Genomic DNA, 15889 nt, shown 5'->3' on the forward strand with positions numbered 1-15889 from the left:
CTGCTTTAAATACTTGGTTTAAGGCTTATGCGCGCACTCTTCAGCTGGCTGCCCGGCCCTAGCAATGTCAGTCGCCCCGAACAGTTGCGCGCCGCCGCTGGCGCCCTGTGCGGCCTGTTGATCACCGCCCTGTTCGCCCATTATTTATTGGCGCGGACCGGCACTTCCATCTTCATGATTGCGCCGATGGGCGCGTCTGCCGTGCTGCTGTTCGCCGTACCGGCCAGCCCGCTGGCGCAGCCGTGGTCCGTATTCGGCGGCAATGTCATCAGCGGCCTGGTGGGTGTCGCCTGCGTGCGCTGGCTCGGCGACAGCCTGCCGCTGCCGTTGCTGGGCGGCCTGGCCGCCGGTCTCGCCATCGCTGCCATGTTCGTGATGCGCTGCCTGCATCCGCCCGGCGGCGCGGTTGCACTGACCACCGTGCTCGGCGGTCCGGTCGTACACGCGGCCGGCTTCGAGTTCGTGCTGCTCACGGTGGCCATCGATACCGCGCTGCTGGTCGCCATGGCCATGGTCTATAACAACCTGACCGGGCGGCGCTACCCGCACGTGCAGCAGAGTGCGCCCGTCAACGTCCATGGCACCAAGGATGATATACCGACGGTGCGGCTCGGTTTCAAGACGGAAGATCTCGACGCCGTGCTCAAGCAATACAACCAGGTGCTCGACATCAGCCGTGACGACCTCGCATCGCTGTTCATGCAAACCGAGCAGCGCGCCTACCAGCGCCGCTTCGGCGTGATCACGTGCGCCGACATCATGTCGCGCGATATCGTCAGCGCCGAGTTCGGCACCGGGTTGGAACCGGCCTGGCAACTGATGCGCAACCACCGCGTGGTGGCCCTGCCCGTGCTCAACCGGGCGCGGCGCGTGATCGGCATCGTCACCCAGACCGACTTCCTCGAGCATGGTGGCCTCGACAGCTACGCTGGCATGCGCAGCCAGTTGCAGCGCTTCCTGCGCAAGAGCGGCGTCACCCATACCGAAAAGGCCGAGGTCGTGGGCCAGATCATGAGCGGCCATCCGACCACCGCCCGCACCGCTACCCCGATCGTGGACCTGGTGCCGCTGATGGCCAACGCGGGCTTCCACCATATTCCGATTGTCGATGAGGAAGACCGTTTTGTCGGCATCATTACCCAGTCCGACCTGGTGGCCGCGCTGTACCAAACCCGGCTGGCGGAGGCGGCGGCCTGAGAGGAAAGTAAAAGCGTGATAAACCGTTTTCGATTGATACAATTTGTTGCGCGGCGCAGCTCGGCATGCCTTATCCTAGTCGTTGCATGAACCACCATGGACCAGGAAACAACGATGAAGCGACTCACCAGTACCGCCCGCATTTCCGCCCTCGCCGCCACCCTGGCGCTGGCGTTTATTCCAGTTAGCAATACCTTTGCCCTGCCGCTGGCCGACGCCGCCAACCGCCCCGTGCCGCGCGTGAGCGCCACCCCGGCGCACCAGGCGCTGCAAGCCATTGCCGACGAATACTACAACGCCGTCGCCACCTTCGAGCCGCTCGGCGCCACCGAAAACGGCGACAACCGCTTCGACGACCAGCTGGGCCTGAGCATCTCGCCCGGCAAGCGCGCCCTGCAATTCAAGCTGTACCGCGATTTTGCCCAGCGCATCAAGGCCATCAAGCGTGAAGTGCTGAACGCCGAAGACCGCCTCGACTACGACATCCTGCGCTACGAACTGCGCGGCCTGATCGCCATGGAGCGCTTCCCCGAACACCTGCTGCCGATTAACCAGATGGACAGCGTGCCGGTGGTTCTCGCCAACTACGCGGGCGGCCAGGCCTCGCAGCCGATCGGCACCGTGGCGCAATACGACGCCTACCTGAGCCGTATCAGCCAGATGCCGGCGTGGATCGACCAGGCGATCAGCAATATGCGCGACGGCATCAAGAAGGGGATTACGCAGCCAAAAGCCATCATGATCTCGGCCCTGCCGCAATACAAAAAACTGCTCAGCGACACGCCCGAGACCAGCATCTATTACACCCCGATCAAGAACTTGCCAGCGAGCTTCAGCGCCGCCGACAAGGCGCGCCTGACCGAAGCCTACCGCAAGCAGATCGCCGAGCAGATCATGCCGGCCCTGGGCCGCCTGGCCGCGTTCGTGGAAAAGGATTACATCCCGGTCTGCCGCACTTCGACCGGTCTCGGCGCCCTGCCCGACGGCGCCGCCTGGTACCAGGCGCGCGTGGCCAACGCCACCACCACGTCGCTGAAGCCGGACGAGATCCACGCGATCGGCCTGCGCGAAGTGGCGCGCATCCAGTCGCAATTCGAAATCCTCGGACCCAAGCTCGGCTACGACGGCCCGCCGGCCGGCCTGCCGGTATGGGTGGCGGCGCAACCGAAGTTCCGCCCGTTCAAGACCGAAGACGAAGTGCAGGCGGTCTATCACAAGCTCAATGGCGTGCTCGACACCAAGCTGCCGATGATGTTCACCTTGGTCCCGAAAGCCAAGCTCGACATGCGCCTGGAACCGGAACTGAGCCGCGACACCGCCGCCGACCACTACACGGCCCCGGCCATCGACGGCTCGCGCCCCGGCGTGTTCTGGTCGGTGGTGACCGATCCGACCAAGTACGGCAGCACCGGCATGACCACCCTGTTCCTGCACGAAGGCAAGCCCGGCCACCACTTCCACATCGCCCTGATGCAGGAACTGAATTTACCCGACTTCCGCAAATTCGGCGGCAACAATGCCTTTACCGAAGGCTGGGCCTTGTACGCGGAAACCCTGGGCAAGGAAATGGGCCTGTTCGACGACCCGGCCCAATACTTCGGCCACCTGAACGACGAACTGCTGCGCGCCACGCGCCTGGTGGTCGATACCGGCATGCACGCCAAGGGCTGGACGCGCGAACAAAGCATCAAGTACATGCGCGAGACGCTCGGCTACGACGAAGTGGCAAAGAGCGAGACCGAGCGCTACATGGCCTGGCCGGCGCAGGCGCTCGGTTACAAGATCGGCTCGCTGAAAATCGTGGAGCTGCGCCACCGCGCGGAGGAAGCACTGGGCGAACGGTTCAGCCTGCCCAAGTTCCACGAAGTGGTACTGGGCGATGGGACGTTGCCGTTGGCGTTGCTCGAGGAGAAGGTGGATCGGTGGATTGCGCAGCAGCAGTGATTGGGAACTGGTAGAGGTTTTTGGAGTCTGCCGCTTGTTGCGGTACAGGCTCCATCACGGGAGGTAAGTCATTATATTCCCCAGAATGTATACCCAACCATCACTGCCGCAGCGACGGAAACCCCTAGCAAGATGCTGGAAAGGATCTTTCCAGCACGTACACGCATGGCAATATCTGTCTCGAGTTTTGTAATCAGGCCTCTCATCGTCTCCTTGGGATGCAAACATTGACGCCATAAGATCGAATCAAAAAACAAAAAAGAAACAGTCTCGCTAGTCAGAAGCGACCAAGTGATGAGGATTTTACGCACTCAACTCTTCCGACTCAAGGCACATAAAGATGGCGTTTCCGTCATTCTGAGGCCCACTAACCAAAGAGTGCAAGTGCAGCAGGAAGCCGGCGAGGTCCATTGCGTTGGCATTAAGGCCGTCCCAAGGCGGCAATTGCGCCCATGTCGCTGCGGCATCCTTCAGTTCCTCTGTATCCGCTTTCCGAATAACTGCCGTGAACTCCTCGCAAAGTTGATAGTACGGCGCAACTGTCATGGGTACACGGGTGGCAGAAAATGCAGGCGCTCGCAGCGACTCGCTGAGCGAAGTGAATGCGCTCAAGTCGGGAACCGTGATGCCAGCGGCGGGAAATCGCTCAAATGCGTCGTCCCAAGTGGCCGTGAGAATTTGCTCTCTTTTACATCCAAAAAAATCGACCGACATCATGACTTCGTCCGATGATCGGTAGGGATGTTTTTCATCTGGTCTTTGGAAAGAAGGAGAAAAACGGCGCGACTATTCGCCCGCGGCGATGTCGACAACAATTTTTTCAAGATTCGATTCGTCACCCAGCACATAAATCTTCTGCTCCCGCAGCACCTGCAAAATAAACCCCTGCTGCTCGCGCAAGCGCCTTTTAAAATCCGGCAGCGTGTACAGGTTCGGATTGATTTTACGGCGCAACAGGCGCTCCGCCACCGGCAGCCGCGACAGCAGTTCGCCGTAGCTGGTGTTCTCGCCGATCAGCAGCAACTCCACCGGTGTATTCATGCCCTCGTGCTCCTTGGCCGTGGCGCCATACACGAACGCGACATTAAGGACGTGCTGCAACGGCGCCAGCGCCGAGTTCAGTACGCTCACGAGGCCGAAGGTCTTTTTCACCACGCTGGTCAGTTCCTCGTACACCATGCAATCGCGGTTCGGCTTGAAGCGGCGCACGTTGCCGATGCGCTCGGAGACGATCACGCCGGCCTCATGCAAGCGTTTCAGCTCGCGCTGGGCCGAGGCGCTGCCCAGGCCCGTCAGGCGCATGATTTCGTTCAGGTGATAGCCGTCGGTGGTGCGTATAAAAAGCAAACCCAGCAGTTTTTGCTGGGCGGGAGTGAAGAGGGCTTGGGCGATCATGAGCCAGATCTTAGCATGGATGCACTATTTGCTGGCAGTGCAAGATGGCCGCTGCGGCCATAAAAAAACGGCGCCCGCAGGCGCCGTTTTTAGAGAGCTAGGAAGCTGATTACGCTTCGTCGCCGTGCTGGGTAACCGATTCGGTCACTTCCACATCGCCACCGGACATGGCGGCTTTTTCTGCTTGCAGCAGGGCTTGACGCTCTTCCACTTCCCACAGTTCTTTCTCTTTGCGGGCGCGGTGGAACGCCAGACCGGTACCGCCTGGGATCAGACGACCAACGATCACGTTTTCTTTCAGGCCGCGCAGACCGTCGCGCTTGCCCATGATCGCAGCTTCCGTCAGCACGCGGGTGGTTTCCTGGAACGATGCGGCCGAGATGAACGAATCGGTCGACAGCGATGCCTTGGTAATACCCAGCAGGACGTTTTCGTAGGTCGCAGGGATCTTGCTTTCGCGATCCATACGATCGTTTTCGTCCAGCAGTTCCGAACGCTCGACCTGCTCGCCAACGATGTAGTTGGTGTCGCCGGCGTTGACGATCTGAACGCGACGCAGCATCTGGCGGACGATCACTTCGATGTGCTTGTCGTTAATCTTCACGCCTTGCAGACGGTACACGTCTTGCACTTCGTCAACGATGTAACGCGCCAGCGCTTCGATACCCAGCAGGCGCAGGATGTCTTGCGGATCGGCCGGGCCGTCCACGATCATCTCGCCCTTGTTCACGACCTGGCCATCGTGGACCAGCACTTGCTTGTCCTTGGTGATCAGGAACTCGTGCTTGTTGCCGTCCATGTCGGTAATTTCCAGACGCTGCTTGCCCTTGGTTTCTTTACCGAAGGCTACAGTACCGGTCACTTCCGCCAGCATGCCCGCGTCTTTCGGCGAACGTGCTTCGAACAGCTCGGCTACGCGTGGCAGACCACCGGTAATGTCACGGGTTTTCTGCGATTCGGTCGGGATACGCGCCAGAACCTCACCCACGGACACTTGCTGGCCGTCTTTCACCATGATCAGTGCGCCAACCTGGAAACCGATCGCTACTGCGTGTTCGGTACCAGCGATCTTCACTTCGTGACCTTCTTCGTTCAACAGTTTGACCTGTGGACGCAGAGTCTTGGTCAGCGAACCGCGACGCTTGGCATCGATGACCACCAGGGTAGCCAGACCGGTCACTTCGTCGACCTGACGGGCCACGGTCACGCCTTCTTCGACGTTCTCGAAACGCACCGTACCAGCGTACTCGGTGATGATCGGACGGGTCAGCGGATCCCACGTTGCCAGGGCCGTACCGGCCTTGATGACCAGGCCATCCTTGACGATCAGGGTCGCGCCGTACGGCACCTTATGACGCTCACGCTCACGGCCGTGGTCGTCGGTGATCAGCACTTCGCCCGAACGGGAAATGACGATTTGCGCGCCCTTGCCGTTGGTAACGTAACGCATGGTCGAGGTGAAACGGATGGTACCGTTCGACTTCGCTTCCACCGACGATGCCACTGCTGCACGCGATGCCGCACCACCGATGTGGAACGTACGCATGGTCAGCTGGGTACCAGGCTCACCAATCGACTGCGCTGCCACCACACCGACGGCTTCACCGGAGTTGACCAGCATGCCACGGCCCAGGTCGCGACCGTAGCACTTGGCGCACAGGCCGAAGCGCGTGTCGCAAGTCAGCGGAGTACGAACCTTGACTTCGTCGATCGACAGACGCTCGATCTCTTCGACCATGTCTTCGTCCATCAGGGTGCCGGCTTCGTACAGGGTCGACTGGTTTTCCGGGTTGACGACGTCGTTGACTACCACGCGGCCGAGGATACGGTCGCGCAGCGCTTCGATGACTTCACCACCTTCAACCAGCGCCTTCATGACGGTACCGTTGGACGTGCCGCAATCGTCTTCGATCACCACCAGATCCTGGGTCACGTCGACCAGACGACGGGTCAGGTAACCGGAGTTCGCGGTTTTCAGTGCCGTATCGGCCAGACCTTTACGAGCGCCGTGGGTCGAAATGAAGTACTGCAACACGTTCAGGCCTTCGCGGAAGTTCGCGGTAATCGGCGTTTCGATAATCGAACCGTCCGGTTTCGCCATCAGACCACGCATACCTGCCAGCTGGCGAATCTGCGCTGCCGAACCACGTGCGCCCGAGTCGGCCATCATGTAAATCGCGTTGAACGATTCCTGGGTCGATTTCGTGCCGTCACGCTTGATGACGTCTTCCACTTTCAGCTGGTCCATCATGGCCTTGCCGACTTCGTCCGAGGTTTTGCCCCAGATGTCGACGACCTTGTTGTAACGCTCGCCGGCGGTCACCAGACCCGAAGCGTACTGCTGCTCGATCTGTTTGACTTCGGACTCTGCAGCCGAAATCAGGGTGACTTTTTGTGGCGGTACCAGCATGTCGTCCACGCAGATCGAAATACCGGCGCGGGTTGCCAGGCGGAAGCCCGACTGCATCAGTTGGTCAGCAAACACGACCGTCGCGCGCAGGCCGCACTTACGGAACGAGGTGTTGATCAGCTTGGAAATTTCTTTCTTCTTCAGCGCGCGGTTCAGCACCGAGAAAGGCAGGCCTTTTGGCAGGATTTCCGACAGGATGGCGCGGCCAACCGTGGTCTCGTAGCGGGTAACGGTACGGACGAATTCGCCCGTTTCGAGATCTTTTGGATTCTCGACGATACGCACCGTGATACGGGTGGTCAGTTCCACTTCCTTGTTGTCGTAGGCACGAATGACTTCCGACACGTCAGGGAACAGCATGCCTTCGTTTTTCGCATTGATCGCTTCGCGGGTCGCGTAGTACAGACCCAGCACGATATCCTGCGAAGGAACGATCGACGGTTCGCCGTTCGACGGGAACAGGATGTTGTTCGACGCCAGCATCAGCGTACGTGCTTCCATCTGTGCTTCGATCGACAGCGGTACGTGCACAGCCATCTGGTCACCGTCGAAGTCGGCGTTGAATGCCGCGCAAACGAGTGGGTGCAGCTGGATCGCTTTGCCTTCAATCAGGACCGGCTCGAACGCCTGGATACCCAGACGGTGCAGCGTTGGTGCACGGTTGAGCATGATCGGGTGTTCGCGGATCACGTCTTCCAGGATGTCCCAGACGACCGGCTCCTGGATCTCGACCAGCTTTTTAGCGGCCTTGATCGTGGTAGCCAAGCCCATCAGTTCCAGCTTGTTGAAGATGAATGGCTTGAACAGTTCGAGCGCCATCAGTTTCGGCAGACCGCACTGGTGCAGTTTCAGCTGTGGACCCACCACGATGACCGAACGGCCCGAGTAGTCGACGCGTTTACCCAGCAAGTTCTGACGGAAACGACCGCCTTTACCCTTGATCATCTCGGCCAGCGATTTCAGCGGACGCTTGTTAGCGCCGGTCATCGCTTTACCGCGACGGCCGTTGTCCAGCAGCGAATCGACTGCTTCTTGCAGCATGCGCTTTTCGTTGCGCGTGATGATCTCTGGAGCGCGCAGCTCCATCAAACGCTTGAGACGATTATTACGGTTGATCACGCGGCGATACAGATCGTTCAGATCCGAGGTCGCGAAACGGCCGCCGTCCAGTGGCACCAGTGGGCGCAGTTCCGGTGGCAGCACCGGCAGCACTTCCATGATCATCCACTCAGGCTTGATGCCCGAACGCTGGAACGCTTCCAGCACTTTCAGACGCTTGGCGTATTTCTTGATCTTCGCTTCGGACTTCGATTCCTTCAGTTCCACGCGCAGGGTCTCGGCATCGCGGTGGATGTCGATCGAGCGCAGCAGTTCACGGATACCTTCGGCGCCCATGAAGGCGGTGAAGTCGTCGCCGTACTCTTCGTACTTGGCGGCGTAGTCGTCTTCCGACATGATCTGGCACTTCTTCAGCGGGGTCATGCCTGGATCGGTCACGACATATGCTTCGAAGTACAGCACGCGTTCGATGTCGCGCAGGGTCATGTCCAGGACCATGCCCAGACGCGACGGCAGCGATTTCAGGAACCAGATGTGCGCGGTTGGCGACGCCAGTTCGATGTGGCCCATGCGCTCACGACGCACTTTGGCCAGCGTGACTTCAACGCCGCACTTTTCGCAGATCACACCGCGGTGCTTGAGGCGTTTGTACTTGCCGCACAGGCACTCGTAGTCCTTGATTGGGCCAAAGATCTTGGCGCAGAACAGGCCGTCGCGCTCAGGCTTGAAGGTACGATAGTTGATGGTTTCCGGCTTTTTAACTTCGCCGTAGGACCACGAACGGATTTTTTCAGGCGAAGCGAGACCGATCTTGATCGCGTCAAAGGTCTCGTTCGTCTGTACTTGCTTGAATAGATCGAGCAGTGCTTTCATGTATCACTCCAGAGGTGATTAAATTCTCAAATGCGTCGTTCCCGCGAAGGCGGGAACCCCAGTTTTGGCAGGCTGCTGACAGCGCATGCTCAACTTGGGTTCCCGCCGACGCGGGAACGACGGGCCGGCTATTAGTTACGTTCCAGGTCGATATCGATACCCAGGGAACGGATCTCTTTCACCAGCACGTTGAACGATTCCGGCATGCCGGCATCGATCACGTGGTCGCCCTTGACGAGGTTTTCGTACACTTTGGTACGGCCATTCACGTCATCGGACTTCACGGTCAACATCTCTTGCAGCACGTACGATGCGCCGTACGCTTCCAGTGCCCACACCTCCATCTCACCGAAACGCTGACCACCGAACTGGGCTTTACCGCCCAGTGGCTGCTGCGTCACCAGCGAGTAAGGACCGGTCGAACGCGCGTGCATCTTGTCGTCAACCAGGTGGTGCAGTTTCAGCATGTGCATCACGCCAACGGTAACCTTGCGCTCGAATGCTTCGCCGGTGCGGCCGTCGTACATGGTGACCTGGTTCTTCGATGGCGTCATGCCCAGCTTGGTGGCGACTTCATCAGGATACGCCAGGTCGAGCATGCGGCGGATTTCCGACTCGTGCGCACCGTCGAATACCGGGGTCGCGAACGGAACACCTTTTTTAAGGTTGTACGCCAGCTTCATGATCTCTTCGTCGTCGAACTGGTCCAGGTCTTCCGGACGACCCGATTCGTTGTAGACCGTGGTCAGGTACTTGCGCATCTCTTCGACCTTGATCTGCGCTTGCAGCATTTCGCCGATACGGATGCCCAGGCCCTTCGCTGCCCAACCGAGGTGGGTCTCGAGAATCTGACCCACGTTCATACGCGATGGCACACCCAGCGGATTCAGTACCACGTCGGCCGGCGTACCGTCCGCCATGTATGGCATGTCTTCCACTGGAACAATGCGCGATACCACACCCTTGTTACCGTGGCGACCCGCCATCTTGTCGCCGGACTGCAGGCGGCGTTTCACGGCCAGGTACACCTTGACCATTTTTTGCACGCCAGGTTGCAGCTCGTCGCCCTGGGTCAGCTTCTTGCGCTTCTCTTCGAAGGCCAGATCGAACTGGTGACGCTTCTCGGCGATCGATTCCTTGATCGCTTCGAGGGCGGTCGCAGCAGCATCTTCCGATGGGCGGATGTCGAACCAGTGGTACTTGTCCAGATCGTCAAGGTATTCCTTGGTGATCTTGGCGCCTTTGGCCAGCTTTTTAGGGCCGCCGTTGACCACTTGATTGATCAGCATTTTTTCCAGACGCTGGAAGGCATCGCCCTCCACAATACGCATCTGGTCGTTCAGGTCCAGGCGGAAACGCTTCAGTTCATCGTCGATGATCTGTTGCGCGCGCTTGTCGCGAACGATGCCCTCACGGGTGAACACTTGCACGTCGATGACGGTACCGACCATGCCCGAAGGCACGCGCAGCGACGTATCTTTAACGTCCGACGCTTTTTCGCCGAAGATCGCGCGCAGCAGCTTTTCTTCCGGGGTCAGCTGGGTTTCGCCTTTAGGCGTCACTTTACCGACCAGGGTGTCGCCGGCGGTGACTTCCGCGCCGATGTACACGATGCCCGATTCGTCCAGGCGTGCCAGTTGATTTTCGGCCAGGTTCGAGATATCACGGGTGATTTCTTCGGCGCCCAGCTTGGTATCACGTGCAACAACGCTCAGTTCTTCGATGTGGATCGAGGTGTAACGGTCGTCTTTGACGACGTTTTCCGAGATCAGGATCGAATCTTCGAAGTTCAGACCATTCCATGGCATGAACGCCACGGTCATGTTCTGGCCCAGTGCCAGCTCGCCCAGGTCGGTCGATGCGCCGTCGGCAATCACGTCGCCTTTGGCAACGCGGTCGCCAACTTGCACGATCGGACGCTGGTTGATGTTGGTGTTCTGGTTCGAACGGGTGTACTTGATCAGGTTGTAGATGTCCACACCGACTTCGCCGGCGGTGGCTTCTTCATCGTTCACGCGAATCACGACACGACCCGCATCGATGTAGTCAACCAGGCCGCCACGCAGTGCTTGCACGGTGGTACCCGAGTCGACTGCCACGGTGCGTTCGATACCGGTACCGACCAGCGCTTTTTCAGGGCGCAGGCAAGGTACGGCCTGGCGTTGCATGTTGGCGCCCATCAGTGCACGGTTCGCATCATCGTGTTCGAGGAACGGAATCAGCGACGCCGCCACCGAGACGATCTGGCCTGGGGCCACGTCCATGTACTGCACGCGCTCTGGCGATACCAGGATGGTTTCGCCAGCTTCACGCGACGATACCAGTTCATCGACCAGGGTGCCGGTCTCATCGACTTTGGCGTTAGCCTGGGCGATGATGTAGCGGCCTTCTTCGATCGCCGACAGGTAATCGATCTGCTCGGTTACCTTGGAACCGTCGACCTTGCGGTACGGGGTTTCCAGGAAGCCGTATTCGTTCAGGCGGGCGTACAGAGCCAGCGAGTTGATCAGGCCGATGTTCGGGCCTTCAGGCGTTTCGATCGGGCACACGCGGCCGTAGTGGGTCGGGTGCACGTCGCGCACCTCGAAGCCGGCACGTTCGCGGGTCAGACCGCCAGGTCCCAGGGCGGATACACGGCGTTTGTGCGTGATTTCCGACAGCGGGTTGGTCTGGTCCATAAACTGCGACAGCTGCGACGAACCGAAGAATTCACGGATCGCGGCCGAGATCGGCTTGCTGTTGATCAGGTCGTGCGGCATCAGGTTGTCCGCTTCGGCTTGGCCGAGGCGTTCCTTGACAGCGCGCTCAACACGCACCAGGCCGGCACGGAATTGATTTTCCGCCAGTTCGCCGACGCAACGTACGCGACGGTTACCCAGGTGATCGATGTCATCGACTTCGCCGCGACCGTTGCGCAGCTCGACCAGGATCTTGATCACGGCCAGCACGTCTTCGTTCGACAGGGTCATGGCGCCGGTCAGTTCATCACGGCCGATACGGCGGTTGAACTTCATGCGGCCTACGGCCGACAGGTCGTAACGTTCAGGGCTGTAGAACAGGCCGTTGAACAGTGCTTCGACCGAGTCTTCGGTTGGCGGTTCGCCAGGACGCATCATGCGGTAGATCGCCACGCGCGCGGCCGTTTGGTCGGCGGTGTCGTCCATGCGCAGGGTTTGCGAGATGTAGCCGCCCTGGTCCAGATCGTTGGTGTACAGGGTCTGGATGTCGGCGATGCCGGCATCGCGCAGACGGTTCAGTACGTCTTCGGTCAGTTCTTCGTTGGCGGACGCGACAACTTCGCCGGTCTCCGGATCAACGATGTTCTTGGCCAGTACGCGGCCCAGCAGGTAGTCTTCCGGCACCGAGATGTGCTTCAGGCCAGCGGCATCGATGTCGCGCACATGCTTGGCATTGATGCGCTTGTCTTTCATGACGATGGTCTTGGCCGACTTTGGATCGACGATGTCGAAGCGCGCGACTTCGCCGCGCAGGCGTTCGGCAACGAACTCCATTTCCGCGCCTTCGGAGCGCAGGTGGAAATTGTCGAAGACAAAGAAGTTAGCCAGGATCTGTTCCGGCGTCATGCCGATGGCTTTCAGCAGGATCGATACCGGCATCTTGCGGCGACGGTCGACGCGGAAGTACAGGATGTCTTTCGGGTCGAACTCGAAGTCCAGCCACGAGCCGCGGTAAGGAATGATACGGGCCGAGAACAGCAGTTTGCCGGACGAGTGGGTCTTGCCGCGGTCGTGTTCGAAGAACACACCCGGGGAGCGATGCAGCTGCGAAACGATGACACGCTCGGTACCATTGATCACGAACGAACCGGTGGTCGTCATCAGGGGCAGTTCGCCCATGTAGACTTCCTGTTCCTTCATTTCCTTGACGACTGGCTTGGTCGGCGATTCCTTGTCCAGGATCACCAGACGCACCTTGGCGCGCAGCGGTGACGCGAACGTCAGGCCACGCAGTTGGCATTCCTTGACGTCGAAGGCGGGATCGCCCAGAACGTACGACAGGAATTCGAGACGCGCAAAGCCATTGTGCGAAACGATAGGGAAAATCGAGGTAAAGGCCGACTGCAGGCCGTCGTTCTTGCGCGCCGATGCGCTAACATCTTCTTGCAAGAAACTGTGGTAGGACTCGAGCTGGGTAGCCAGCAGGAACGGAACGTTGTGAACGTTGGCGCGCTTCGCGAATGATTTGCGAATGCGTTTCTTCTCAGTAAATGAGTAGTGCATGGACACTCCGTGAGTGACAGAAAGGAAAAAAATTCAGGTTTTGCCAGTGCACTGCCAGCCACTTCAGCAACAATCTCGGCTGCGTGTCACACAGACGAAACCTGAAATCTCTACCATTTCCAGCGGATCAATTGGAACTGCAACGTCTTGACAACGTTACAAATACGACACAGACGACAAAGGAGCCAAAGCCGGGATTTCCCCCGGTAAAGAGAGAAATCCCGCAGCTTTGGCTCGTGGCGCTAATGGTAGCCGCCAATACAGCTTGAATTACTTCAGTTCGGCCTTGGCGCCAGCTTCTTCCAGCTTTTTCTTAGCGGCTTCAGCGTCAGCTTTCGACAGAGCTTCTTTAACGGTTTTTGGTGCGCCGTCAACAACGTCTTTGGCTTCTTTCAGGCCCAGACCGGTGATTTCGCGAACTGCTTTAATTACGCCAACTTTGTTCGCGCCGATTTCGGTCAGAACCAGGTTGAATTCGGTCTGCTCTTCAGCAGCGGCTGCAACAGCGCCGCCAGCAGCAGGAGCTGCCATTGCAGCGGCCGAAACGCCGAACTTCTCTTCGAATGCCTTGACCAGTTCGTTCAGGTCCATTACGGACATTTCGCTCACTGCGTTCAGGATGTCGTCTTTGCTAATTGCCATTTGAAACTCCAATAATTTTGATTCGTTTAATACATCAGATAGCTACTTGAAAAAAACCCGCCCCGGCCGCGAGGCCGGGATGCATCAGCTGATTAAGCTTCTGCAGGAGCTTCTTCTGCTGCAACTTCAGCAGCAGGAGCACCTTCGGATTTTTTCGCTGCCAGAGCAGCCAGACCACGTGCGAAGCCCGATACCGGAGCCAGCATAACGCCCAACAGCTGCGAGATGAGGACTTCACGGCTAGGAATGCTCGCCAACGCGGCAACAGCAGCTTTATCGAGCTGCTTGCCTGCGTAGTTACCGGCAGTGATGACCAGTTTGTCGTTGGTTTTAGCGAAGTCAGCGATGACTTTAGCTGCTGCAACGGCATCGTCCGAGATCGAATAGATCAGCGGACCGGTCATGCTGTCTGCCAGCGAGGCGAACTGCGTGCCTTCGACAGCGCGACGTGCGAGGGTGTTTTTCAACACTCGCAGGTACACGCCTTGAGCACGCGCCTTGGCACGGAGTTGCGTCAAGTGAGCAACCTGGATGCCACGATACTCGGCCACGACGATGGTTTGCGCAGTTGCTACTTTTGCGGAAACTTCGGCGACGACGGCCTTTTTGTCATTCAGATTGAGACCCACGGTCAATCTCCTTAAATGATGGCTGGCCCAATTGCCGGCCATCGGTTCGAACAACGGCGTCCGAGGTTAGGAGTCCAATGGACTGCAAAACTTGGTCGGGAACACCATCTGCGTTGGGTGAAACAACTCAATTAACCGGGTGCCTGCCTGATGCACCTGGCCCAACGGTCTTTGATTGCGACTGCCATTTGCATGGCAGCCATCCCAAAGAACTGCCCCCGCTTGCGCGAAGGACTTAATTTTGTATTTAGCTAGCGATGCCAGGGTCTAACACGCTGCGCGTGTCAGCACCTGGAGCACCGGAAGTTATTACGCAGCCAGAGTAGCCTGGTCAACACGGACGCCAGCGCCCATGGTCGACGACAGCGAGACCTTGCGCAGGTAAACACCTTTGCTCGATGCTGGCTTGGCTTTGTTCAGTGCGTCGATCAGGGCAACCAGGTTGCTCTTCAGATCTGCATCAGCGAACGATTTGCGGCCGATGGTCGCGTGGATGATACCGGCTTTGTCGGTACGGTACTGAACTTGACCGGCTTTCGCGTTTTTCACGGCGGTAGCGACGTCAGGGGTTACGGTGCCGACTTTCGGGTTAGGCATCAGGCCGCGTGGGCCCAGGATCTGGCCCAGGGTACCAACGATACGCATGGTGTCTGGCGAAGCGATGACGATATCGAAAGGCATGTCGCCGGCTTTGACGCGCTCGGCCAGGTCTTCCATACCAACCACGTCGGCGCCAGCTGCTTTAGCAGCTTCTGCTTTTTCGCCCGAAGCGAACACAGCAACGCGAACGGTTTTGCCGGTGCCAGCTGGCAGCACGACGGAACCGCGAACGACCTGGTCCGATTTCTTCGGATCCACACCCAGTTGTACCGACACGTCGATCGATTCATTGAACTTGGCGGTAGCCAGTTCTTTGATCAGCGCGACGGCGTTGTCGAAGGCGTAGGACTTGGTGCTATCAACTTTAGCCTTGATAGCTTTTGCGCGTTTGGACAGTTTTGCCATGATTACAGACCTTCCACCGTGATGCCCATCGAACGTGCGGAACCAGCGATGGTGCGTACAGCAGCATCCAGGTCGGCAGCGGTCAGATCAGGGGTTTTCAATTTAGCGATTTCTTCAGCTTGGGCACGGGTCAGCGTACCGACTTTGTCGGTATGTGGCTTCGGCGAACCTTTGGTGATGCCAGCGTGTTTCTTGATCAGGAACGTTGCTGGTGGGGTCTTCATCACGAAGGTGAAGGACTTGTCAGCAAAGGCGGTGATCACGACTGGAATCGGCATGCCTGGCTCCAGACCTTGGGTCTGTGCATTGAAGGCCTTGCAGAATTCCATGATGTTCAGACCGCGCTGACCCAGCGCTGGGCCGATCGGTGGGGATGGGTTTGCTTTACCAGCTGGCACTTGCAGCTTGATAAAACCAATGATTTTCTTTGCCATGATGGCTCCTGTCTTTGGATATGAGTAGTAGCGCCCCGCGATGCGATACATTGCATGCGG

10 protein-coding genes are annotated in these 15889 nt (G+C 58.7%); 2 read left to right on the forward strand and 8 right to left on the reverse strand.

Annotation, left to right across the window (positions count from 1 at the left end; all coding sequences use genetic code 11):
- Window positions 1-27 precede the first annotated feature (27 nt).
- Both SR858_RS24630 and SR858_RS24635 read left to right on the forward strand, forming a co-directional pair.
- Window positions 28-1197, forward strand: coding sequence for an HPP family protein (locus tag SR858_RS24630; RefSeq protein ID WP_019923546.1), 1170 nt, complete (start codon window positions 28-30; stop codon window positions 1195-1197).
- A gap of 114 nt (window positions 1198-1311) precedes the next feature.
- On the forward strand, window positions 1312-3141 hold the full coding sequence (locus SR858_RS24635) for a DUF885 domain-containing protein (RefSeq protein ID WP_019923547.1): 1830 nt from the start codon (window positions 1312-1314) through the stop codon (window positions 3139-3141).
- Between the two features lie 303 nt (window positions 3142-3444).
- On the opposite strand, the gene SR858_RS24640 is transcribed toward SR858_RS24635, so the two are convergent.
- The 8 genes from SR858_RS24640 to rplK all read right to left on the reverse strand — a co-directional run bounded on the left by SR858_RS24640 (window position 3445) and on the right by rplK (window position 15829).
- Entirely contained in the window at window positions 3445-3858 is a 414-nt protein-coding gene (locus SR858_RS24640; protein WP_019923548.1) for a hypothetical protein, read from the reverse strand.
- 69 nt (window positions 3859-3927) lie between these two features.
- Complete coding sequence (locus SR858_RS24645; protein WP_019923549.1) at window positions 3928-4536, reverse strand: winged helix-turn-helix domain-containing protein; 609 nt, start codon at window positions 4534-4536, stop codon at window positions 3928-3930.
- Window positions 4537-4645: 109 nt separating this feature from the next.
- Window positions 4646-8878, reverse strand: coding sequence for a DNA-directed RNA polymerase subunit beta' (rpoC, locus tag SR858_RS24650; RefSeq protein ID WP_019923550.1), 4233 nt, complete (start codon window positions 8876-8878; stop codon window positions 4646-4648).
- A 131-nt stretch (window positions 8879-9009) separates the two neighbouring features.
- Window positions 9010-13119 carry a DNA-directed RNA polymerase subunit beta gene (gene rpoB, locus SR858_RS24655; protein WP_019923551.1) on the reverse strand — a complete coding sequence of 1370 codons (4110 nt, stop codon included), beginning with the start codon at window positions 13117-13119 and terminating at the stop codon, window positions 9010-9012.
- Window positions 13120-13389: 270 nt separating this feature from the next.
- Window positions 13390-13761 (reverse strand): 50S ribosomal protein L7/L12, encoded by a 372-nt coding sequence (gene rplL / locus SR858_RS24660; protein WP_019923552.1) that lies wholly within the window; start codon window positions 13759-13761, stop codon window positions 13390-13392.
- Window positions 13762-13853: 92 nt separating this feature from the next.
- On the reverse strand, window positions 13854-14390 hold the full coding sequence (rplJ, locus tag SR858_RS24665) for a 50S ribosomal protein L10 (protein ID WP_026637592.1): 537 nt from the start codon (window positions 14388-14390) through the stop codon (window positions 13854-13856).
- Window positions 14391-14699: 309 nt separating this feature from the next.
- Window positions 14700-15395 carry a 50S ribosomal protein L1 gene (rplA, locus tag SR858_RS24670; protein WP_019923554.1) on the reverse strand — a complete coding sequence of 232 codons (696 nt, stop codon included), beginning with the start codon at window positions 15393-15395 and terminating at the stop codon, window positions 14700-14702.
- A gap of 2 nt (window positions 15396-15397) precedes the next feature.
- Window positions 15398-15829, reverse strand: coding sequence for a 50S ribosomal protein L11 (gene rplK / locus SR858_RS24675; protein ID WP_019923555.1), 432 nt, complete (start codon window positions 15827-15829; stop codon window positions 15398-15400).
- Window positions 15830-15889: the final 60 nt, after the last annotated feature.

The sequence above is a fragment of the Duganella zoogloeoides genome (assembly GCF_034479515.1).
GTDB classification, from domain to species: Bacteria; Pseudomonadota; Gammaproteobacteria; order Burkholderiales; family Burkholderiaceae_D; genus Rugamonas; species Rugamonas zoogloeoides.

What these genes read in the sequence shown, in the direction of transcription:
- SR858_RS24630 (WP_019923546.1), top strand. Translation starts at nt 28, where the DNA reads ATGCGCGCACTCTTCAGCTGGCTGCCCGGCCCTAGCAATGTCAGTCGC.
- SR858_RS24635 (WP_019923547.1), top strand. Translation starts at nt 1,312, where the DNA reads ATGAAGCGACTCACCAGTACCGCCCGCATTTCCGCCCTCGCCGCCACC.
- SR858_RS24640 (WP_019923548.1), bottom strand. Translation starts at nt 3,858, where the DNA reads ATGATGTCGGTCGATTTTTTTGGATGTAAAAGAGAGCAAATTCTCACG.
- SR858_RS24645 (WP_019923549.1), bottom strand. Translation starts at nt 4,536, where the DNA reads ATGATCGCCCAAGCCCTCTTCACTCCCGCCCAGCAAAAACTGCTGGGT.
- rpoC (WP_019923550.1), bottom strand. Translation starts at nt 8,878, where the DNA reads ATGAAAGCACTGCTCGATCTATTCAAGCAAGTACAGACGAACGAGACC.
- rpoB (WP_019923551.1), bottom strand. Translation starts at nt 13,119, where the DNA reads ATGCACTACTCATTTACTGAGAAGAAACGCATTCGCAAATCATTCGCG.
- rplL (WP_019923552.1), bottom strand. Translation starts at nt 13,761, where the DNA reads ATGGCAATTAGCAAAGACGACATCCTGAACGCAGTGAGCGAAATGTCC.
- rplA (WP_019923554.1), bottom strand. Translation starts at nt 15,395, where the DNA reads ATGGCAAAACTGTCCAAACGCGCAAAAGCTATCAAGGCTAAAGTTGAT.
- rplK (WP_019923555.1), bottom strand. Translation starts at nt 15,829, where the DNA reads ATGGCAAAGAAAATCATTGGTTTTATCAAGCTGCAAGTGCCAGCTGGT.